16 protein-coding genes and 2 tRNA genes are annotated in these 22208 nt (G+C 70.4%); 13 read left to right on the forward strand and 5 right to left on the reverse strand.

Annotation, left to right across the window (positions count from 1 at the left end):
- Window positions 1-7: 7 nt before the first annotated feature.
- Both efp and earP read right to left on the reverse strand, forming a co-directional pair.
- Window positions 8-562, reverse strand: a complete 555-nt coding sequence (efp, locus tag C7444_RS12115; RefSeq protein ID WP_110401117.1) for an elongation factor P — start codon at window positions 560-562, stop codon at window positions 8-10.
- Between the two features lie 207 nt (window positions 563-769).
- A complete protein-coding gene (gene earP / locus C7444_RS12120) occupies window positions 770-1966 on the reverse strand; it encodes an elongation factor P maturation arginine rhamnosyltransferase EarP (protein ID WP_110401118.1) in 1197 nt (398 codons plus the stop codon).
- A gap of 40 nt (window positions 1967-2006) precedes the next feature.
- On the opposite strand from earP, the gene uvrC reads away from it, so the two are divergent.
- From uvrC to C7444_RS12155, 7 genes are all read left to right on the forward strand, one after another.
- Entirely contained in the window at window positions 2007-4079 is a 2073-nt protein-coding gene (gene uvrC / locus C7444_RS12125) for an excinuclease ABC subunit UvrC (protein ID WP_110401119.1), read from the forward strand.
- Window positions 4066-4578, forward strand: coding sequence for an energy transducer TonB (locus C7444_RS12130; protein WP_245909533.1), 513 nt, complete (start codon window positions 4066-4068; stop codon window positions 4576-4578). The genes uvrC and C7444_RS12130 overlap by 14 nt, the downstream gene beginning before the upstream one ends.
- Window positions 4579-4663: 85 nt before the next feature.
- Window positions 4664-5230 (forward strand): CDP-diacylglycerol--glycerol-3-phosphate 3-phosphatidyltransferase, encoded by a 567-nt coding sequence (gene pgsA, locus C7444_RS12135; protein WP_110401120.1) that lies wholly within the window; start codon window positions 4664-4666, stop codon window positions 5228-5230.
- A gap of 111 nt (window positions 5231-5341) precedes the next feature.
- The gene (locus tag C7444_RS12140) at window positions 5342-5650 is read left to right on the forward strand and encodes an HU family DNA-binding protein (RefSeq protein WP_170130737.1); all 309 of its coding nucleotides are present in this window, start codon (window positions 5342-5344) and stop codon (window positions 5648-5650) included.
- 51 nt (window positions 5651-5701) lie between these two features.
- Window positions 5702-5777 (forward strand) — tRNA-Val (locus C7444_RS12145).
- A gap of 114 nt (window positions 5778-5891) precedes the next feature.
- The gene (locus C7444_RS12150; protein WP_110401122.1) at window positions 5892-7808 is read left to right on the forward strand and encodes a SurA N-terminal domain-containing protein; all 1917 of its coding nucleotides are present in this window, start codon (window positions 5892-5894) and stop codon (window positions 7806-7808) included.
- Window positions 7809-7879: 71 nt separating this feature from the next.
- Window positions 7880-7955 (forward strand) — tRNA-His (locus tag C7444_RS12155).
- Window positions 7956-8069: 114 nt separating this feature from the next.
- Here C7444_RS12155 and C7444_RS12160 read toward each other — a convergent pair.
- A complete protein-coding gene (locus C7444_RS12160) occupies window positions 8070-8861 on the reverse strand; it encodes a response regulator (protein ID WP_110401123.1) in 792 nt (263 codons plus the stop codon).
- Between the two features lie 246 nt (window positions 8862-9107).
- Here C7444_RS12160 and surE point away from each other — a divergent pair, with 246 nt between their 5' ends.
- From surE to rlmD, 4 genes are all read left to right on the forward strand, one after another.
- Window positions 9108-9860: a 5'/3'-nucleotidase SurE gene (gene surE / locus C7444_RS12165; protein WP_110401124.1), complete on the forward strand. Its 753-nt coding sequence runs from the start codon at window positions 9108-9110 to the stop codon at window positions 9858-9860.
- Complete coding sequence (locus C7444_RS12170; RefSeq protein ID WP_110401125.1) at window positions 9857-10798, forward strand: protein-L-isoaspartate(D-aspartate) O-methyltransferase; 942 nt, start codon at window positions 9857-9859, stop codon at window positions 10796-10798. The genes surE and C7444_RS12170 overlap by 4 nt, the downstream gene beginning before the upstream one ends.
- 59 nt (window positions 10799-10857) lie before the next feature.
- Window positions 10858-11742, forward strand: coding sequence for a peptidoglycan DD-metalloendopeptidase family protein (locus C7444_RS12175; protein WP_110401126.1), 885 nt, complete (start codon window positions 10858-10860; stop codon window positions 11740-11742).
- Between the two features lie 68 nt (window positions 11743-11810).
- Window positions 11811-13307 (forward strand): 23S rRNA (uracil(1939)-C(5))-methyltransferase RlmD, encoded by a 1497-nt coding sequence (gene rlmD / locus C7444_RS12180; RefSeq protein ID WP_110401127.1) that lies wholly within the window; start codon window positions 11811-11813, stop codon window positions 13305-13307.
- Between the two features lie 46 nt (window positions 13308-13353).
- Here the strand turns inward: rlmD and C7444_RS12185 are convergent, their stop codons facing one another.
- Complete coding sequence (locus C7444_RS12185; protein ID WP_110401128.1) at window positions 13354-16017, reverse strand: [protein-PII] uridylyltransferase; 2664 nt, start codon at window positions 16015-16017, stop codon at window positions 13354-13356.
- Window positions 16018-16024: 7 nt separating this feature from the next.
- Window positions 16025-16834 carry a type I methionyl aminopeptidase gene (gene map / locus C7444_RS12190; RefSeq protein ID WP_110401129.1) on the reverse strand — a complete coding sequence of 270 codons (810 nt, stop codon included), beginning with the start codon at window positions 16832-16834 and terminating at the stop codon, window positions 16025-16027.
- 126 nt (window positions 16835-16960) lie between these two features.
- Here map and C7444_RS12195 point away from each other — a divergent pair, with 126 nt between their 5' ends.
- Entirely contained in the window at window positions 16961-18106 is a 1146-nt protein-coding gene (locus C7444_RS12195) for an NAD(P)/FAD-dependent oxidoreductase (protein WP_110401130.1), read from the forward strand.
- The gene (gene purL, locus C7444_RS12200) at window positions 18087-22205 is read left to right on the forward strand and encodes a phosphoribosylformylglycinamidine synthase (RefSeq protein WP_110401131.1); all 4119 of its coding nucleotides are present in this window, start codon (window positions 18087-18089) and stop codon (window positions 22203-22205) included. The genes C7444_RS12195 and purL overlap by 20 nt, the downstream gene beginning before the upstream one ends.
- Window positions 22206-22208: the final 3 nt, after the last annotated feature.

The following is a 22208-nucleotide window of genomic DNA, read 5'->3' on the forward strand; positions in this document are numbered from 1 at the left end:
CGAACGCTCAGACGCGCTTGCGGTACTCGTGCGTGCGGGTGTCGATCTCGATCTTGTCGCCCTGGGCCACGAAGATCGGCACCGGGATCTCGAAGCCGGTCGAGATCTTGGCGGGCTTGAGCACCTTGCCCGAGGTGTCGCCCTTGACGGCCGGCTCGGTCCAGGTCACTTCACGCACCAGCGAGGTGGGCAGCTCGACCGAGATGGCCTTGCCGTCGTAGAACACCACTTCGACGGCCATGCCGTCCTCGAGGTAGTTGATGGCGTCGCCCATGTTCTCGGCTTCCACCTCGAACTGGTTGAACTCGGTGTCCATGAACACGTACATCGGGTCGGCGAAGTAGGTGTAGGTGCATTCCTTCTTGTCGAGGATGACCTGGTCCATCTTGTCGTCGGCCTTCAGCACCACTTCGGTGTTGAAGTTGCTCAGCAGGCTCTTGAGCTTCATGCGCACGGTGGCGGCGTTGCGGCCACCCCGGCTGTATTCGGTCTTGAGCACGACCATCGGGTCCTTGCCCTGCATGATCACGTTGCCGGCGCGGATTTCCTGTGCGATCTTCATCTGGGTGTCCTGTAGCCCCGCCATCGGGGCGGCGTTGGATCTCGACAGACCAGCGGCCGGCACGCGGCTCGTTGCTGTCAGGTGGGTGCGGGCGCACGGGTACTGCACCCGTGTCGCCTTCGCAGAACCCGGCATTTTAGCCCGTAAGCGCGACACCTTCATGTGACGCGTGTCAGAACGCGCCGTTTGGGGCCGGCCGGACGGGGTTCAGCCGGTGCGCGACCGGTGCTGCCGGGCGAAGTCGAGCAGGGCGCTCGTCAGGTCGGGCCGGCCCTGGGCGAGCTGTCGCGCCCGGGCCGCGCTCCAGTCCGTCCAGCCCGCGGTGCGGCGGGTCGACACGGGCGGCAGCGCCGCCTCCAGCAGCGTGCTCCAGTCGCCGGCCGTCCAGGTCCGTGCGCCGTTCCAGGCCTCGAAGGCCGCCCGCAGTCCCGGTGGCGCCGCATCGTCCAGATGCACGTCGAGGAAGGCCTGCAGCTTGGTCAGGCGGATCGTGTCCTCCTGCGGATAGAGCTGCCACAGCATCGGCCGGGCGGCCCACAGCGCACGCACCAGCGAGTCCTCGCCGCGCACCAGGTTCAGGTCGCAGGCCGCCAGCAGGCGGTCGAATGCCGTCTGCGGCAGCGCCGGCAGCGGGATCAGCTGCAGCCGGCCACGCGCCACGGCGGGCGCGCCCGGGCGCATCGGCGCGCCCAGCCAGTCGCCCACCGCCTCGGCCGACCAGCCCGGCGTGACCAGCAGCCTCGTGCGGCCCGGGCCGTGCCCCCCGGCCAGGGCCTCCAGCAGGCCGGGCAGGGCCGGCTGCCGGTAGCCGAAGAGCAGCACGGTGCGCTCGATGTCCCGGTCCGGCGGCAGCAGCAGGCCGTGGGCCTGCAGCAGCTCGGCCGCCGACGGGCGGGGTGACCCGGGCGCCTCGTCGACCGGCAGCCCGAGGTGGCGCTCGCGGATCAGCCCGCCGGTGCGGGGCGTGAAGCCGGGGTAGAAGAACCACTTGTCCAGCCCGGTGCCCGGCCCGCTCCACTGCGGCGAGCGCAGGCCGTGCGAGCGTTCCACGAAACCCTCGGCGCTCAGGTATTCGAGGTTGATCCAGACCGGCGGCACGACCGCGGCGGCCATGCGGGCGACGAACGCGGCCGGCGGGTCGCAGCCGAAGGCCTCGACCACCACGTCGCCGGGCAGCTCGTCGGCCAGCGGGTCACGCCAGGGCATCACCTGCACGCCGGCCTGCCCCTGCGGGGCCATCCAGGTCAGCGCACGGGCGTCGTCGATCCACAGCCGCACCTGCACGCCGCGGTGGGCCAGGTCGGCGGCCAGGCGCCAGCACACGCCGAGGTCGCCGTGGTTGTCGATGACGCGGCAGAACAGGTCCCAGCGAGACGGGGTGGAGGGCGTCGGGGTCGCGGGCATGGCGTCATTATCCGGTCCGGGCCGACGGCACAATGGGCGCATGAATGAAGTCCAGCAGACCCCGCCACCGGTGCCCGTGCCGCCCCCGCCCGGTGCGGCCGCAGAACCGTCGGCGGCCGAGGTGGCCGCCGCGGCCCAGGCTGCCCGCTGGCAGCGCCTGCTGCTGGAGGTGGCCGCCCTGCCGGCGCTGCCCGGCGTGTACCGCTATTTCGACGTCAACGACCAGCTGCTCTACGTGGGCAAGGCGCGCAGCCTGAAGAAGCGGGTCTCGAGCTATTTCCAGAAGGATCACGGCGGCACGCGCATCGGCCACATGGTCGGCCGGATCGCCCGGCTGGAGACCACGGTGGTGCGCTCCGAGGCCGAGGCGCTGCTGCTCGAGAACAACCTCATCAAGACGCAGAACCCGCGCTTCAACATCCTGTTCCGCGACGACAAGAGCTACCCCTACCTGAAGCTCGTCAGCCACGAGTTTCCGCGGGTGGCCTACTTCCGCGGCGCGGTCGATCGCAAGCACCGCTACTTCGGCCCCTATCCGAGCGCCTGGGCGGTCAAGGAGGGCATCCAGCTGTTGCAGAAGGTGTTCCGGCTGCGCACCTGCGAGGACACCGTCTTCAACAACCGCACCCGGCCCTGCCTGCTGTTCCAGATCCGCCGCTGCTCGGGGCCCTGCGTGGGCGAGATCAGCCCGCGCCAGTACGCCGAGGACGTGCATCAGGCGGTGCGTTTCCTCGACGGCCAGACGCAGGAGGTGCTCGACGGCCTGCAGGCCGAGATGATGGATGCGGCCGCACGGCTCGAGTTCGAGAAGGCCGCCGAGGTGCGCAACCGCATCAGCGCGCTGTCGCGCGTGCTGCACCAGCAGTCGGTGGACACCGGGGAGGACCGTGACGCCGACGTGCTGGCCGTCAAGGTGCAGGGCGGGCGGGCCTGCGTCAACCTGGCGATGGTGCGCGGCGGGCGCCACCTCGGCGACCGGGCCTATTTCCCGACCCATGTCGACGACGCGGTGGCATTGGCCCGCGAGGCGATGCCCGATGGTGACGACGGGGTGGCCTCGGCGCCGCCGGCGGACGCGGGGGGCGGCGTGGGCGAGGCCGCGTCCACGGCCCCGCAGGATGCGCCAGCGGGGCTGGCCGAGGTCGAGACCCAGGTGCTGGAGGCCTTCATCGGCCAGCACTACCTCGGCGCCGACTGCCCGCCGCTGCTGGTCACCAGCCACGCCGTCGATCGTGCGCTGCTGGCCGCGCTGGCCGGGCAGTGCGGCCACAAGGTCGCCGCGCTGCACCAGCCGCGCGAGCAGCGCCGCGCCTGGCTGGACATGGCCATCCAGGGCTGCGAGCTGGCGCTGGCCCGCCTGCTGGCCGAAGAAGGCTCGCAGCAGGCCCGCACCCGCGCGCTGGTCGAGGCGCTCGACCTGGCGCCCGAAGGGGCCGACCCCGACCTGGCGACGCTGCGCATCGAGTGTTTCGACATCAGCCACACCGCCGGCGAGGCCACGCAGGCCTCCTGCGTCGTGTTCGAGAACCACCGCATGCAGCCGGCCCAGTACCGGCGCTTCAACATCACCGGCATCACCGGTGGCGACGACTACGCGGCGATGCGCCAGGTGCTGACCCGCCGCTACGCCCGCCTGGCCGAAGCCGCCCAGCAGGGCGAAGGCCGGCTGCCCGACCTGGTGCTGGTCGACGGCGGGCGTGGCCAGGTGGCGATGGCCCGCGAGGTGTTCGAGTCGCTGGGGCTGGACCTGCGCCTGATCGTGGGCGTGGAGAAGGGGGAGGGCCGCAAGGTCGGCCTGGAGGAGCTGGTGTTCGCCGACGGGCGCGACAAGGTCTACCTCGGCATGGACTCGGCCGCGCTGATGCTGGTCGCGCAGATCCGTGACGAGGCCCACCGCTTCGCGATCACCGGCATGCGTGCCCGGCGCGCCTCGGTGCGCACCGGCTCCAGCCGCCTCGAGGACATCGCCGGCGTCGGCCCGAAGAAGCGGGCGAAGCTGCTGCAGCGGTTCGGCGGCATCAAGGGCGTGGCGGCGGCCAGCGTGGACGACCTGATCACGGTCGATGGCATTTCAAGGGAACTGGCGGAGGAGATCTACCGTGCATTGCGTTGAATCGAAGGTGGCGGCCCCGGGCCGGGGCCGCAGGGGCCGCGGGCCTGCTGCGCTGAGGCTGCTGCTGGTGGCGGGGCTGGCGGCGCTGGCCGGTTGCGGCACCGCCCCCGAGCGGGGCGGGTCGAGCGAGGCGGCCGGCTCGGCCTATCCGGAGCGATCAGGTGCGCCGCGGGCCGCGAGCTGGGCCGAGTACCGGGTCATGGCCGGGCGGCGCCTGGTGGCGATGAACCCGCGCCAGACGCACGACGGCGAGGTCGAGCAGCCGGCACTGGCCATCCCGGTGCTGCGCATCCAGCTGGAGTCCGACGGTTCGGTGCGCAAGGTCGAGGTCGTGCGCCGGCCGGGCCAGGCCGCCGACACCACCCAGATCGCGATCGACGCGGTGCGCCGGGCCGCCCCGTTCGGCCCGGTGGCCCACCTGCCCGGGCCCTGGGAATTCACCGAGGTCTTCCTCTTCAACGAGGACCGGCGCTTCAAGCCGGCGGTGCTCGATCGCTGACGTCGACGAGGCTCCCGGGACGGGGGCCTTCATTCTCAGGGCCGGGCATGCCGGCGGTCGGCGAGAACTTCGGCACAATCGCGCCATGTTCCTGACCCTGCCTACCTTGCTCACCTGGGCGCGCATCGTCGCGATTCCGCTGCTCGTCAGCGTATTTTCCCTGCCGGTGGAGCCCGGTATGCGCAACCTGATCGCCACGGTGCTGTTCATCGCCGTGGCGCTGACCGACTGGCTCGACGGCTACCTGGCCCGGCGCCTGAACCAGACCTCGTCCTTCGGCGCTTTCCTCGACCCGGTCGCCGACAAGTTCCTCGTCTGCGCGGCCTTGCTGGTGCTGCTGGAGCTGGGCCGGGTGCCGGCGCTGGTGGCGCTGGTCATCATCGGGCGCGAGATCGCCATCTCCGCGCTGCGCGAGTGGATGGCCCAGATCGGCGCCTCGCGCAGCGTGGCCGTGCACATGATCGGCAAGCTCAAGACCGCCTCGCAGATGACGGCGATTCCTTTCCTGCTCTACGACGGCCTGCTGTTCGGTCTGGTCGACACGCGCCTGTGGGGCCACTGGCTGATCCTGATCTCGGTGGTGCTGACCATCTGGTCGATGGTCTACTACCTGCGCAAGGCCGTGCCCGAGATCCGCGCCCGCGTAGGCTGATCGGCCATCGCCCACCCTTGTCCATCCCGGTTGACACCCTCGCCCGACGGCGGCTGTAATGTTTGCAGGCAGCGCACCGCCTGCCGGCCACAGCATCCGGAGCCGACCTCCATCAGGCGGCCCGCATCGTCGAGAGAGGAGCAGCTCGTGAACAAGACCGACCTGATCGAACACATCGCCCGACAGGCAGACATCTCCAAGGCCTCGGCCGCCCGGGCGCTCGACTCGGTCATCGACGGCATCACCGCCTCGCTGGTCCAGGGCGAGTCGGTCTCGCTGGTGGGCTTCGGCAGCTTCTCGGTCACCCGCCGCGCGGCCCGGGCCGGCCGCAATCCCCGCACCGGGGCGGTGATCCGGATCGGCGCCACCAGCATGCCGCGCTTCCGGCCCGGCAAGGCGCTGCGGGACGCGCTGGTCTGAGGCACCGATCCGAATTGATATACTGGGCGGCTTGATGTCAGTCATGGGCCGGGGTGCTTAGCTCAGTCGGTAGAGCGGCGCCCTTACAAGGCGTAGGTCGGGAGTTCGAGCCTCTCAGCACCCACCACCGGCGATGGTGGCCGGCATCACGATCTTTCCGGGCGCGTGCGGCCACCGCATGCCGCCGTTTCACTTGTCAAAGGCGAACCCCGGTTCGCCTTTGTCGTATTCGGGTACATCGATGTTCGATTTTGTTCGCCGTCACAACCGCATCTTCCAGGGCGCCTTGCTGGTGCTGATCGTGCCGTCGTTCGTGGCCTTCGGCATCCAGGGCTACGACAGCTTTTCCGACGAGAAGCAGGAGGTCGCGAAGGTGAACGGCCGCTCGATCAGCAAGACCGAGCTCGATGCCGCGCTGCGCAGCCAGCTCGAGCGCCTGCAGACCCAGATGCCGGGCATGGACCCGAAGCTGCTCGACAGCCCCGAGCTGCGCGCGCGCGCGCTCGACGCGCTGGTGCGCGAGCGCCTGATGTTCGACGCCGCCGTCGGCCTGCACCTGCTGCCCACCGACGAGCGCCTGGACCGCCTGTTCAAGACCGACCCGCAGTTCGCGGCGCTGCGCAACGCCGACGGCAGCCTCAAGCGTGAGCTGCTGCAGGCCCGCGGCCTGACCTCCGAGCAGTTCGCCGCCCAGCTGCGCCAGGAGCTGGCCATGCGCCAGGTCACCTCCGGCGTGACCGACACCTCGTTCGGTGCCCAGACGGTGGCCTCGCGCGCGGTGGACGCCTTCTTCCAGCAGCGCGAGATCCAGTTCGCCCGCTTCGACACCAGCGCCGAGCTGGCCAAGGTGCAGGTCAGCGACGCCGAGCTGCAGGCCTACTACGACGATCCGGCCCACCAGGCGCGCCTGATGTCGCCGGAGAGCGCCGACATCGAATACCTGGTGCTGGACCTGCCGGCGGTGGCCCGCTCGGTCACCGTGACCGACGACGAGCTGCGCAGCTACTACAAGGAAAACCAGGCCCGCTACAGCACGCCCGAGGAGCGGCGGGCCAGCCACATCCTGATCAAGGCCGAAGCCGGTGCCGGCGCCGAGGCGCGCACCCAGGCCCGCCAGCGCGCCGAGGCGCTGCTGGCCGAGCTGCGCAAGAACCCGGCCTCGTTCGCCGAGCTCGCCCGCAAGCAGTCCGAAGACCCAGGTTCGGCCACCCGCGGTGGTGACCTGGACTGGTTCGCCCGCGGCGCGATGGTCAAGCCTTTCGAGGACGCGGTGTTCGCGCTGAAGAAGGGTGAGCTCAGCGCCGTGGTCGAGTCCGACTTCGGCTACCACGTCATCGAGCTGACCGATCTGCGCGGCGGTGGCCAGCGCAGCTTCGAGGCGGTGCGCACCGAGATCGAGGCCGAGGTGCGCCAGCAGCTGGCCCAGCGCCGCTTCGTCGAGCTGGCCGAGCAGTTCACCAACCTGGTCGAGCAGGAAGACAGCCTGAAGCCGGTGGCCGAGCGCCTCAAGCTGGAGCTGGGTCAGGCCAGCGCGGTGTCGCGCCAGGTCCGCCCGGATGCCAAGGGGCCGCTGGCCGAGCAGAAGCTGATCGATCTGGTCTTCGCCGCATCGACGCTGGATGGCAAGCGCAATTCCGAGCCGCTGGACCTGGGTGGCAACCGCATGGCGGCCGTGCATGTGCTGACGCACCGGCCGGCGGCCAAGCGTGCGCTGGCCGAGGCCCGCGAGCAGGTGCGCCAGCAGGTGGCGCAGGCCAAGGCGACCCAGGCCGCCCGTCAGCTGGGCGAGAGCCGGCTGGCGCAGTGGAAGAGCAAGCCGCAGGAGGCGGCCGCGGCGCTGTCGGCGGCGGTCGTCGTGTCACGCCAGCAGGCGCGTGAGCTGCCGCAGGCGCTGGTCGATGCGGCCCTGCGGGCACCGATCGTCGAAGGCGGCTCCTGGGTCGGGGTCGACCTGGGCCAGGCCGGTTATGCGGTGGTGCGGATGAACAAGGTGCTGCCGGCCGCCGCCGAGATCACCCGGGATGCCGCGCGGGTGCGTGCCCAGTACACCCAGCTCTGGGCGGCGGCGGAAGCCCAGGCCTACGAAGCGGCCCTGAAACAGCGTTTCAAGGTCAGCGTGAAGCCGCTCGCCGCGGCGGCCCCCGAGTCCGATCGATGAATTGAAAAGGATCCGGTGAAAACGCTTGCAACCGGTTCTGATTTCGGCATATAATTTATTTCTGTTCAGCGGTGGCTATAGCTCAGTTGGTAGAGTCCCAGATTGTGATTCTGGTTGTCGTGGGTTCGAGTCCCATTAGCCACCCCACCCGATAAGACCTGCAGAATTCTGCAGTAGTCAAAAAAACCCCGAAACGGCAACGTTCGGGGTTTTTTCGTTTCCGGTGGCCTTCACTCGTCCTGAGTGAAGGCCACCGGTGTTTCAGGTCATCGCCTGCCGGCCGGCCTGGACGGCCTCTTCGGTGTCGCTCGATCGCGACAGCTTGGCGTAGACCGAGCGGATGTGGTCGTTGACGGCAAACCACTTGATGCCCATGTGGCGAGCCACTTCCTTGAGCGTGAAGCCTTTGCTCAGGTAGGTCAGCACCTCGTTCTCGCGGGGATTGAGTCGGTCCTGGGTCGCGACGGCCGTGCCGGCCTCCGCGCCGAACCCGCTGGTGGCCACCAGCGCCGAGACGCCGAAGCTCGAGGAGCGCCCCAGCGCGGCGGCGTTGGGCTGGGTGTCCATCCAGCCGGTGCGCGCACCTTCCCGGCCGGGCTGTGCCTGCCGGAAGAAGCCGAGCAGCCGGCGCGCGATCGCCGGGGACAGCGAGGGCTGGCCCCGCACCACCTTCTGCAGTTCTTCAACCAGCACCTCGAAGCGGTCTTCCTTCAGCAGGTAGCCGTCCGCGCCGCACTGCAGCGCTGGAAACAGGTGCTCGTCGTCCGAATGCAGCGTCGTGGCGATCTTGATGGCCGGATAGTCGCTGAGGGCGGCCAGCAGTTCGATGCCGCCGCAGCCGGGCTGTTCCAGGTCGCACAGGATGAGCCGGTAGCGGTCGGCCGCCTCGGGCACGACGCCGCCGTGCCAGGGCAGCCCGACCAGGCCACGGGCGGCGTCGCAGTCGGCGGCTTCGTCGAAGGTGATGTCGTCGCTGAAACTCTCCCGCACCACGCGCACGAGAAACTTCCTCGCCATGGGGTTCGCCTCAACAATCAGCACTCGGATCGACATCGCACAACCTCTGAATCTCTGCCGCACGCCGGGGCGCGTCGAGACCGGATTATGCGGCGCCCGCGCCGGCCGATCATTGCTGCGGACCCTTTGCTCCCGGGGCCTGCGGCCGGGAAGCGGGGGGTCGAGCCTGCGCTGACCGGCCTCTTTTTTCAGCCTCGGCGCGGCCCTGCTCGGGTCGACACCGAGGCCGGACGTGCGCACCGTCACGAGACGGCAGCGGTCCGCGTCCCTACAATCGACCGCATGCATATCCTGGTTGCCAATGACGATGGGTACCTCGCCCCCGGGCTGTCCGCGCTGGTCGAAGTCTGCAGGGAGTTCGGCCATGTGGATGTCGTCGCTCCGGAGCAGAACGCGAGCGGCACGTCCAACGCGCTGACGCTGCAGCGTCCGCTGTCGCTGCACACCGCGTCCAGCGGCTTCCACCATGTCAACGGCACGCCGTCGGACTGCGTGCACGTCGCGCTGACCGGCCTGCTGGACCGCCGGCCCGACCTGGTGGTCTCGGGGATCAACAACGGTGCCAACCTCGGTGAGGACACGATCTATTCCGGCACGGTGGCCGCGGCGATGGAGGCCTACCTGTTCGGCGTGCCGGCGATCGCGTTCTCGCTGGCCCGCCATGGCTGGGAGCACCTCGACCAGGCGGCGATGGTGGCGCGCCAGATGCTCGCCCAGGTGCTGTCGCGGCCGCTGGGCGCGCCTTTCCTGCTCAACGTCAACGTGCCGGCCCGGGCCGATGCGGCCAGCCGTCCCTGGCGGGTCAGCCGCCTGGGACGCCGCCATGCGAGCGAGCCGGTGATCCGGCAATGCAGCCCGCGCGGCGACCCGATCTACTGGATCGGCGCGGTGGGGGAGGTGCGCGAGGCCGGTGAAGGCACGGACTTCCACGCCGTGGCGCAGGGCGAGATCTCGATCACGCCGCTGCAGGTGGATCTGACCGATCACGCGGCGCTGCCGTCGTGGTCGGCGCGTCTGCAGGACCGCGGCGCATGACGCTGGATCCGCTCGACCCGGTCGTGCCGCCGGGGCTGTCGGCCGAGGGGGCCGATCCGGCCGACGCTCCGGGCCGGGATCCGGATCGCCCGCGCCGTTTTCCGCTGAAGCTCGGGGCCACGGTGCCGGTGCCCAGGCGCCTGGTCGGTGCACCCGCGCTGCTGTCCTCGGGCTCGCCCGTGGTCGCCGCGGGTGTGTCGGAGGCGGCTGCCCGCGGGGCGCGGCCGGTGCCCGAGGCGCCTCGCGCGGTCGTGGCCTCGCCCGGCGTGGGCATGGACTCGCGCGCCTTCCGGCTGCGCATGGTCGAGCGCCTGCGCCGCGATGGCTGCGTCGACGAGGGCGTGCTCGAGGCGATGGGCGTGGTGCCGCGGCACCAGTTCGTCGATGCGGGGCTGGCGGGCCAAGCCTACGAGGACACCAGCCTGCCGATCGGCCTGGGCCAGACCATCTCCAAGCCCACGGTGGTCGCCCGCATGCTGTCGCTGCTGCGCCACCGCCCGGGCGGCACCCAACTGTCGCGTGTGCTCGAGATCGGCACCGGCTGTGGTTACCAGGCGGCGCTGCTGTCGATGCTGGCCCGGCAGGCCTATTCGGTCGAGCGCCTGCGGGCCCTGTACGACCGGGCACGCGATCACCTCGCGCCCATCCGGGCGGACAACCTGCGCCTGATCTACGGCGACGGCCGCCTCGGACATCCCCCCAACGCGCCCTACGACGGCATCATCGCCGCCGCCTGCGGCGAGGCGCTGCCGCCGGCCTGGCTCGAGCAGCTGGCCGTCGGCGGGCGCCTGGTGGCACCGGTCCACGAGGGTGGCGGCAACCACCAGGTGCTGATGGTGGTGGACCGCCTGGCCGATGGCCGGCTGGTCCACACGGTGCACGAGGGTGTGCGCTTCGTCCCCTTAGAATCCGGCACCAGCGAATCCGGGCAGGGTTGAGCAGTTCGACGGGAGGTCGAGGCCCTGCAACCCCGGTGGCACCTGATTTCTCCTATTCCATGACACCTCTTCGTACTGCTGTCCCCGCGGGTCGCCTGCTTGTGCTGGCCGGCGTGTGCCTCTGGCTGGCCGGCTGCGCTTCGGGCGTGAAACCCCGCGCGCCGGTCGAGGACCGTTCCGTGCCGGTGCGCGCGGGCGCCTCTTCCACGCCCTCGGACCCGAATCGCCTGCCACCCGGCAGCGAGAACGCCGGCAAGCCCGGTTATTACATGGTCAAGCCGGGCGACACCCTGATCCGCATCGGGCTGGAGACCGGGCAGAACTGGAAGGACCTGCAGCGCTGGAACACGCTGGACAACGCCGACCGCATCGAGGTCGGGCAGGTGCTGCGCGTGGTGCCGCCGGGGCTGGATCCGACCTCCAGCGCCAGCCGTCCGATCGGTGCGGCTCGCCTGCCCGAGCCGCGCCCGGCGCCGCTGCCGGCCTCGGGTGCCGCACCGGCCGCGCCGGTGGCGAGTGCTCCGGCCCCGACGCCGACCCCGGCGCCCGCCGCGCCGGCGGCCGCTCCCGACGATGACGGCATCAACTGGATGTGGCCCACCGGCGGTGCCGTGCTGGCGGCCTTCGACGACGCGCGCAACAAGGGCGTGGCCCTGGCCGGCAAGGAAGGCGACCCGGTGCTGGCCACCGCCGACGGCCGGGTGGTGTATGCCGGCGCGGGCCTGCGCGGCTACGGCAACCTGGTGATCATCAAGCACAACGAGGTCTACCTCAGCGCCTACGCCCACAACCGGGCGCTGCTGGTCAAGGACGAGCAGGTCGTGCGCCGCGGCCAGAAGATCGCCGAGATGGGGTCCACCGATGCCGAGCGGGTCCAGCTGCATTTCGAGATCCGCCGGCGTGGCAAGCCGGTCGATCCGATGCGCCTGCTGCCGGCGCGCTGACCGCCACCCCCCGTCCACAGGGATGACAAGGCGGGCTCGGCCCGCCTTGCTGCATTTTGGAGACATGAATGACTGACGTGAACGAATGGCTGACGATCGACGCGCTCGATCTGGACGCCCAGGGCGTGGGCCGCAATGCCGAGGGCAAGGTGGTCTTCGTCGAAGGGGCGCTGCCCGGCGAGCAGGTGCAGGTGCAGGTCCTGCGCCGCAAGAACAACTGGGAGCAGGCCACGCTGAAGGTGCTGGGGCGCGAGAGCTCGCTGCGGGTGCGCCCCGGCTGCGCGCACTTCGGCCTGCACGGCGGCGCCTGCGGGGGCTGCAAGATGCAGCACTTCGAGCCCACCGCGCAGGTCGCGGTCAAGCAGCGCATCCTCGAGGACAACCTCAAGCACCTCGGCAAGGTCCGCCCTGAACGCATGCTGCGGCCCATCGAGGGTCCGACCTGGGGCTACCGCTATCGCGCCCGGCTGTCGGTGCGTCACGTGGTCAAGAAGGGGGTCGTGCTGGTGGGTTTCCACGAGCGCAAGTCGCGTTATGTCGCCGACATGCAGCGCTGCGAGGTGCTGCCGCCGCACATCAGCGCGATGCTGATGCCGCTGCGCGAGCTGATCGCCGGCATGGACGCGCGTGACCGCCTGCCGCAGATCGAGCTGGCGCTGGGCGAGTCGCCCCAGGGTCTGGTCAATGCGCTGGTGCTGCGCCACCTCGAGCCGCTGTCGCCGGCCGACGTCGAGCGCCTGAAGGCCTTCGCCGCCGTGCACGACGTGCAGTGGTGGCTGCAGCCCAAGGGGCCCGACACCGTGCACCTGCTGGAGGAGGGCGGGGTGCAGCTGGCCTACACGCTGCCCGAGTTCGGCGTCGTGATGCCGTTCAAGCCGACCGACTTCACGCAGGTCAACCACCACATCAACCGGGTGCTGGTCGCCCGTGCGCTGCGGCTGCTGGCGGTGCGGCCCGATGACCGGGTGCTCGACTGGTTCTGTGGCCTGGGCAACTTCACGCTGCCGCTGGCCACCCAGGCCCGCGAGGTGCTGGGCATCGAGGGCAGCGAGACGCTGGTGCAGCGCTCGCGCGAGAACGCCGTGCTCAACCAGCTGGCGCACAAGACGAGCTTCGAGGCGCGCAACCTGTTCGAGCTGTCGGGCGCCGACCTGGCCGTCTACGGCAGCGCGCCACGCTGGCTGATCGACCCGCCGCGCGAAGGGGCGTTCGCGCTGGTCAAGGCGCTGGCCGACGTGCGCCAGCAGCCGATCGACGGGTTCGAGCCGCCGCTGCGCATCGTCTACGTCAGCTGCAACCCGGCGACGCTGGCCCGCGATGCCGGCCTGCTGGTCCATCAGGCCGGCTACCGCTGCGTGCAGGCCGGCGTGGTCAACATGTTCCCGCACACGGCCCACGTCGAGTCGATCGCGGTGTTCGAGCGCATCGACGGCTGGACCCTGCCGGCCGCCCCCGAGCCTGAAGCGGTGGCGGTCGAGGTGGCCGATGCCGCCGACGGGGTCGTGGCTGAGGCGCCGTCGCAGGCCTCACGGGCATCGGACGAGTCGGACGCCGACGCCGCCTGACGAGCGGACCGGGACCCGAGGCCGGACTGCCTCGGGTCCGCGGACCTCAGGCCAGCGCGTCGAGCAGCCGGGTCTCGAACTCGATCTGGCTGCGGTTGTGCTGCAGCGCGGCGCCGTCGACCAGGAAGGTGTCCTCGACCCGCTCGCCCAGCGTGCTGATCTTGGCCAGCTGCAGGTTGATGTGGTGCTCGGCCAGCACCCGGGCGATGCTGTAGAGCAGCCCGGAGCGGTCGCTCGCCGACACCGACAGCACCCAGCGCTGCGCCCGCTCGTCCGGACGCAGCTGCACCCGCGGCGTGATCGGGAAGGACTTGACCCGCCGCGACAGCCGGCCGCGCCCGGGGGCGGGCAGCGGCCCGGAGGTCGTCAGGGCCTCGCCGAGCTGGTGCTCGACCAGCGACAGCAGGTCGCGGTAGGGCTGGTCGAAATGCGGCGAGATGACCTGGAAGGTGTCGACCGCATAACCGCTGCGGCTGGTGTGCACCCGCGCATCGAGAATGCTGAACTGCGCCCCTTCGAAATAACCGCAGATGCGGGCGAACAGGTCCTGGCGGTCGGGTGAGTACACCAGCACCTGCATGCCTTCGCCCACCGGCGACAGCCGGGTGCTGACCAGCGGCACCGGAGTGTCGACGCGGCGGTTGAGCGCGCGGGCATGCCAGGCGATCTCGCCGCTGTCGTGGCGGGCGAAGTAGTTCAGGTCCAGCGTCTTCCACAGCGCCTCCTCGGCGCCGGGCAGCATCGAGTGCAGCGCCAGCATCTGGCGGGCCTCGCGCTTGCGCTGCTCGATCTCGTTGCTCATGTCCGGACGTGCGCCGCCGAGCGCACGGAAGGTCGCCCGGTAGAGGTCCTCCAGCAGCTTGCCCTTCCAGGCGTTCCAGACCTTCGGGCTGGTGCCGCGGATGTCGGCCACGGTCAGCAGGTAGAGCGCGGTCAGGTAGCGCGGGTTCTGCACCCGCTGCGCGAACGCGTCGACCACTTCGGGGTCCGACAGGTCCTCCTTCTGCGCGACCCGCGACATCGTCAGGTGTTCCTTGACGATGAACTCGATCAGCCGGCAGTCCTCGCGATCGATGCCGTGGTCGCGGCAGAAGCGGCGCACCTCGACCGCGCCCAGTTCGGAGTGGTCGCCCCCGCGCCCCTTGGCCACGTCGTGGAACAGCGCGGCCACGTAGAGCACCCAGGGCTTGTCCCACTGCGTGCCCAGCTGCGAGCAGAAGGGGTATTCGTGCGTGTGCTCGGGGATGAAGAAGCGGCGCACGTTGCGCAGCACCATCAGGATGTGCTGGTCGACCGTGTAGACGTGGAACAGGTCGTGCTGCATCTGGCCGACGATGCGCCGGAAGACCCACAGGTAGCGCCCCAGCACGGAGGTCTCGTTCATCAGCCGGAACACATGGGTCTGGCCGCGCGGCTGGCGCAGGATCTCCAGGAAGCAGCGGTGGTTGACCGGATCGCGCCGGAAGGCCGCGTTCATGATGCCGCGGGCGTTGTAGAGCGCCCGCAGCGTGCGCACCGACAGGCCCTTGATGCCCATCGTGCGCTGGTAGGTCAGGAAGGTCTCGAGGATGGTGTGCGGGTGGCGCAGGTAGAGGTCGTCGCTGGCCACCTCGAGCATGCCGCCCCGGTCGTAGAAGTGCTCGCTGATCGGGCGCATCGGGGCGTGCTGCGAGCCGTTGACCCGCTCCTCGATGCCCATCATCAGGATCTGGTTGAGCTGCACCACCGCCTTGGCGGCCCAGTAGTAGCGCCGCATCAGCGCTTCGCTGGCGCGCAGCTCCGGCGTGTTCTGGTAGCCGAAGCTCTCGGCCACGGCCGTCTGAAGGTCGAAGACCAGCCGGTCCTCGCGCCGGCCGGCCACCACGTGCAGGCGGGCGCGGATGCTCTGCAGCAGGCCCTCGTTGCGGTGCAGCTGGATCGCCTCGAAGCGCGTGATCAGGCCGCGGCTGGCCAGCTCCGTCCAGGACTTGCCCAGGCCGGCCGCGCTGGCGACCCAGCGCACCACCTGCAGGTCCCGCAGGCCCCCCGGGCTCTCCTTGCAGTTGGGCTCCAGCGAGTAGGGCGTGTCCTCGTACTTGACGTGGCGCTGCACCATCTCCAGCGTCTTGGCGCGGAAGAAGGCGGCCGGATCCATGATCGCGGCCGTCTCCTGGCAGAACTGTTCGTAGAGCCGGCGCGATCCGCGCAGGAAACGGCTCTCCAGCAGCGCGGTCTGCACGGTGACGTCGGCCTGCGCCTCGGCCACGCACTCGGAGACGGTGCGCACGCTCGAGCCGATCTCCAGGCCGATGTCCCAGCAGGCGGTGATGAAGCGCTCGACGCAGTGGCGTGCCTCGGCCGACGAGGGGCTGTCGGGAAAGTCCTCGGCGCACGACAGCTCGGCGGGCATCAGCACCAGCACGTCGACGTCGGAGCCCGGGTAGAGCTCGCCGCGGCCGTAGCCGCCCACGGCCACCAGCGCGGCCCCGCGCGGCATGCCGCTGAGGTGCCAGAGCTGCTCGAGCATGTGGTCGACGTGCCGGGCGATCACGCGGATCAGCGCCGTGGCGGTGGAGGCCGAGGCGCGTGTCCGGCCGAAGGCCTCGATCAGGTCGGCCTTGCCCTGCTTCAGCTCGGTGCGCAGGCGCGCCAGCTGGCCGTTCTTCAGGTCGGTGTGCGGCGCGGCCGACGACGGGTCCGGATGTCCCGGTGCCGAGTTCACTCCAGGCATCGGCGGGTCAGGCCTCGGCCGTCACGAAGGCCGGCGTCGCCGGGCTGCCGGCCGACAGCGTCAGCACCTCGTAGCCGGTCTCGGTCACCACCACCGTGTGCTCCCACTGCGCCGACAGCGAGCGGTCCTTGGTCACGATGGTCCAGCCGTCCCCGGCTTCCTTGATCTCGCGCCGGCCGGCGTTGATCATCGGCTCGATCGTGAAGATCATGCCGGGCTGGAGCTCGTCGAGCGTGCCGGGCCGGCCGTAGTGCAGCACCTGCGGGTCCTCGTGGAACTTCAGGCCGATGCCGTGGCCGCAGAATTCGCGCACGATCGACAGGCCCTGGTTCTCGGCGAAGGTCTGGATCGCGTGGCCGATGTCACCCAGGCGGGCGCCGGGGCGCACCTTCATGATGCCCTTCCACATCGCGTCGTAGGTCAGCGAGCACAGGCGCCGGGCCGCGATCGAGCCGTCGCCGACGACGAACATGCGGCTGGTGTCGCCGTGCCAGCCGTCCTTGATGACGGTGATGTCGATGTTGATGATGTCGCCGCTCTTGAGCGCGCGGTCGTTCGGGATGCCGTGGCAGACCTGATGGTTGATCGAGGTGCACACCGACTTGGGGTAGGGCGTGTAGCCCGGGGGGGCGTAGTTGAGGGGGGCGGGAATGGCGCCCTGCACCTGCACAATGTGGTCGTGCGCCAGACGGTCCAGCTCGTTGGTGGTGACACCGGGCCTGACATGGGGCGTCAGCATGTCCAGCACCTCGGAAGCGAGCCGGCAAGCCACGCGCATGGCCTCGATGTCCGAGGCGTTCTTGATCGTGATCGACATGCGCCGAATTATTGCACCGGGGCGGCACCCGCATGGTTCTGGGATAACCTCCTGGGGCCCGCGGGGGCGGCCTTCGCGGCGGCGGGCCCTCGGCGGCGTCTGGAAAAAACTCGGAGTGAATCGGACATGGAATCTGTGGATTGTGTAGTGATCGGTGCCGGCGTGATCGGTCTGGCGGTGGCGCGCGCGCTCGCCATGGCCGGCCGTGAAGTGGTGATCCTGGAGGCGCAGGACGCGATCGGCACCGCCACCAGCTCGCGCAACAGCGAGGTCATCCACGCCGGCATCTACTACCCGACCGGTTCGCTGAAGGCGAAATTCTGCGTCGAGGGCAAGGGCCTGCTCTACGACTTCTGCGACAGCCACCAGGTGACCTACCAGCGCCCCGGCAAGATCCTGGTGGCGACCGACCCGTCCCAGCACGGCAAGCTCGAGGCGCTGGCCCGGCAGGCCGTGGCCAACGGCGTCGACGACCTGCGCTGGCTGAGCGCCGACGAGGCCCGCGCGCTGGAGCCCGAGCTGCACTGCACGGCGGCGCTGCTGTCGCCGTCGACCGGCATCCTCGACAGCCACGGCTACATGCTGGCGCTGCTGGGCGATGCCGAGGCCCACGGCGCGATGCTGGCGCTGTGCTCGCCGGTGCTGTCGATGGAGCGGCCCGACGATGGCGGGCCCGGCCTGCTGCTGCACGTCGGCGGCGCCGAGGCGTCGCAGCTGCGTGCCCGCACGGTGATCAACTCGGCCGGCCTGTGGGCGCCGGTCGTGGCCTCCCGGGTGCAGGGGCTGGCGCCCGAACTGTCGCCGCGCGCGCACTTCTGCAAGGGCAGCTATTTTTCCTACACCGGCCGGGCGCCGTTCAAGCACCTGATCTATCCGATGCCCAACTCGGCCGGCCTGGGCGTGCACATCACCCTCGACCTGGCCGGCCAGATGCGCTTCGGGCCGGACACGGAGTGGATCGACGTCGAGCCGATCCAGCCCGACGGCAGCCCGGCCGACTTCGGTGCACGTTATGTCGTCGACCCCGCCCGCCAGGCCGGCATGGACGAATCCATCCGCCGCTACTGGCCCGGCCTGCCCGACGGCTCGCTGGCGCCGGCCTACTCGGGCATCCGCCCGAAGATCAGCGGGCCCGATGACGCCGCCGCCGATTTCCGCATCGACGGGCCGGCCCGGCACGGGGTGCCCGGCCTGGTGCAGCTCTTCGGCATCGAGTCCCCGGGATTGACCTCCAGCCTCGCGATTGCACGTCATGTGCAGTCGCTGGTCTGAGCCTCGCCTAAAATCCTGGTTTTGGCGCCGGACGCACCGCGTCCGGTCCAGGCCGATCCTCCAGCCCTTCGGGACTCACCGCGTGTCTTCTTCCTCCTCCAAGCACCTCGTGCATTTCGAGGGCGGCAACGCCCTTTCCGCCTTCCGCGCCCAGGCGCTGCTGCCCCGGCTGCAGGCCGTGAGTGCGCGCATCGTCGATGTGTCGGCTCGCCATGTGCACTGGGTGTGGAGCGACGCCGCGCTGGAGCGCGCCGACCTCGACAAGCTCGCCGCACTGCTGACCTACGGGGACGCCTGCACCGCCCCGGCCGACGGCGAGCTGATCGTCGTCATGCCGCGCCTGGGCACGGTCTCGCCCTGGGCCTCCAAGGCCACCGACATCGCCCGCAACTGCGGCCTGGCCGGCGTGCACCGGGTCGAGCGGGTCACCGAGTTCCGCCTGGTGCTGAAGTCGGGCCTGCTCGATGCGCTCAAGGGCTCGCGGCCCCTGGGCGCCGACGAGCTGCAGGCCTGCGCGCTGGTGCTGCACGACCGCATGACCGAATCGGCGGCGCTCGAGCGTGAGGCCGCCCGCCACCTGTTCGACGAGCAGCCGGCCGAGCCGCTGGCCCATGTCGACGTGCTGGGCGCCGGGCGCGACGCGCTGGTCGCCGCCAACAAGGACTTCGGCCTGGCGCTGTCGGACGACGAGATCGACTACCTGGTCAAGGCCTTCACCGACCTGAAGCGCAACCCCAGCGACGTCGAGCTGATGATGTTCGCGCAGGCCAACTCCGAGCACTGCCGCCACAAGATCTTCAACGCCGACTTCACCATCGACGGCGAGCGCCAGCCGATGTCGATGTTCGGCATGATCCGCAACACCGAGAAGCTCGCGCCGCAGTCCACCGTGGTGGCCTACAGCGACAACGCCGCGGTGATGGAAGGCGGCCTGATCGAGCGCTGGGTGCCGCAGGGCTACACCAACGCGCCGCAGTATGGCGCGCGCCAGGAAACCACCCACGTGCTGATGAAGGTGGAGACGCACAACCACCCGACCGCGATCTCCCCGTACCCCGGCGCCTCGACCGGCGCGGGCGGCGAGATCCGCGACGAAGGCGCCACCGGCCGCGGCTCCAAGCCCAAGGCCGGCCTGACGGGTTTCAACGTCTCCAACCTGCACCTGCCCGGCACCGACGAGCCCTGGGAGAAGAACCCGGTCGGCAAGCCCGAGCACATCGCCAGCCCGCTGCAGATCATGACCGAAGGCCCGCTGGGGGGCGCGGCCTTCAACAACGAGTTCGGCCGGCCCAACCTGGCGGGCTACTTCCGCGTCTTCGAGCAGGAGGTCGCCGGGGTGCGCCGCGGCTACCACAAGCCGATCATGATCGCCGGCGGTCTGGGCACGATCACCGAGGGCCAGACCCACAAGCTGCCCTTTGGCGCCGGCACGCTGCTGATCCAGCTGGGGGGCCCGGGCATGCGCATCGGCATGGGTGGCGGCGCCGCCAGCTCGATGGCCGCGGGCACCAACACCGCCTCGCTCGACTTCGACTCGGTGCAGCGTGGCAACCCCGAGATCCAGCGCCGTGCGCAGGAGGTCATCAACCACTGCTTCGCGCTGGGCGTGAACAACCCGATCGTGGCCATCCACGACGTCGGTGCGGGCGGCATCAGCAATGCCTTCCCCGAGCTGGTCGACGGCACCGGCAAGGGCGCGACCTTCGACATCCGCAAGGTGCCGCTGGAAGAGACCGGCCTGGCGCCCAAGGAGATCTGGTGCAACGAGAGCCAGGAGCGCTACGTCATGGCGGTCACGCCCGAGGCGCTGCCGCTGTTCGACGAGATGTGCCGCCGCGAGCGCGCGCCCTACGCCGTGGTCGGCGTGGCCACCGATGACCGCGAACTGATCCTCGAGGACGGCCCGGGCGGCGAGCGTCCGATCGACATGCCCATGGACGTGCTGCTGGGCAAGCCGCCCAAGGTGCACCGCGACGTGCGGCGCCTCGAGCGCAGCGAGCAGCCGCTCGACCTGACCGGCGTGCCGCTCGACGAGGTGGCCTTCAGCGTGCTGCGCCACCCGACGGTGGCCTCCAAGCGTTTCCTGATCACCATCGGCGACCGCACCGTGGGGGGCATGAGCCACCGCGACCAGATGGTCGGTCCGTGGCAGGTGCCGGTGGCCGACTGCGCGGTCACGCTGGCCGACTACGCCGGCTTCCGCGGCGAGGCCATGTCCATGGGCGAGCGCACGCCGCTGGCCTCGCTGGATGCGCCCGCCTCGGGCCGCATGGCGGTGGCCGAGGCCATCACCAACCTGCTGGCCGCGCCGTTCGAGCTCTCTCGCGTCAAGCTGTCGGCCAACTGGATGGCCGCCTGCGGCGAGCCCGGCGAGGATGCCGCGCTCTACGAGACGGTCAAGGCCGTCGGCATGGAGCTGTGCCCGGCGCTGGGCATCGGCATCCCGGTGGGCAAGGATTCGCTGTCGATGCGCACGAAGTGGGACGATGCCGGCCAGACGAAGCAGGTGGTCGCACCGGTCTCGCTGATCGTCACCGCCTTCGTCACGCTCGACGACGTGCGCGGCACGCTGACGCCGCAGCTGCGCACCGACACGCCCGCCGGCCTGGACACCTCGCTGATCCTGGTCGACCTGGGCCAGGGCCGCAACCGCATGGGCGGCTCGATGCTGGCGCAGGTCATCGGCCAGTTCGGCCACGAGGTGCCGGACGTGGATGACCCGGCGCAGCTCAAGGCGCTGGTCGCCGCGATCAACCGGCTGCGTGCCGACGGCAAGCTGCTGGCCTACCACGACCGCAGCGACGGCGGCCTGTGGGCGGCGGCCTGCGAGATGGCGTTTGCCGGCCACGTCGGCGTCAGCCTGAACGTGGACATGCTGGTCACCGAAGGCGACGGCATCAGCGACAGCCGGGCCGACACCGGCGACTCCAAGAACTGGGCCGGCCAGGTCGCCGAACGCCGCAACGAGCTGACGCTCAAGGCGCTGTTCAACGAAGAGCTCGGCGCGCTGATCCAGGTGCCCACCGCCGTGCGCGACGAGGTCATGCAGACCCTGCGTGAACATGGCCTGAGCCGCCACAGCCATGTCGTGGGCAAGACCAACGACCGGGCTTCGGTCGAGGTCTGGCGCGACGCCAAGGCCGTGTTCAGCGCCCCGCTGCAGTCGCTGCAGCAGGCCTGGGACGAGGTCAGCTGGCGCATCGCCGCCCAGCGCGACAACCCGGCCTGCGCCGACAGCGAGCACTCGACGGTCGGTGTCGCCACCGATCCGGGCCTGCATGTGGCGCTCTCCTTCGATCCGCGGGAAGACGTGGCCGCGCCGTTCATCGGCCGCGCGCGGCCCAAGGTGGCGATCCTGCGCGAGCAGGGCGTGAACTCGCACGTCGAGATGAGCTACGCGATGGCCCAGGCCGGCTTCGACACCTTCGACGTGCACATGTCCGATCTGCAGGCCGGCCGGGCCCGCCTCGACCAGTTCCAGGGGGTGGTCGCCTGCGGCGGCTTCAGCTATGGCGACACGCTGGGCGCCGGCGAAGGCTGGGCCCGCTCGATCATGTTCAACCCGAAGCTGGCCGATCAGTTCGCGGCCTTCTTCGGCCGCGGCGACACCTTCGCGCTGGGCGTGTGCAACGGCTGCCAGATGATGGCCGCCCTCGCGCCGATCATCCCGGGTGCCCAGGACTGGCCCAAGTTCACGCGCAACAAGAGCGAGCAGTTCGAGGCCCGCCTGAGCCTGGTCGAGGTGCTGGAGAGCCCGTCGATCTTCCTGCAGGGCATGGCCGGCAGCCGCATGCCGATCGCCGTGGCGCACGGCGAGGGTTATGCCGACTTCTCGCAGCGCGGCGACGCGTCCCGGGTGCAGCGCGCAATGCGTTTCGTCGACCACCACGGCGCGGCCACCGAGGTCTATCCGTTCAACCCGAACGGCAGCCCGGACGGCCTGACCTCGGTGACCACGGCCGACGGCCGTTTCACCGTGCTGATGCCGCACCCGGAACGGGTGTTCCGCAATGTGCAGATGAGCTGGACCTCGGGCGACCTGGAGGCGCGCAGCCCCTGGGCACGCATGTTCGGCAGCGCCCGTCGCTGGGTCGGCTGAGCC

It is taken from the genome of Sphaerotilus hippei (assembly GCF_003201595.1).
Taxonomy (GTDB): domain Bacteria; phylum Pseudomonadota; class Gammaproteobacteria; order Burkholderiales; family Burkholderiaceae_C; genus Sphaerotilus; species Sphaerotilus hippei.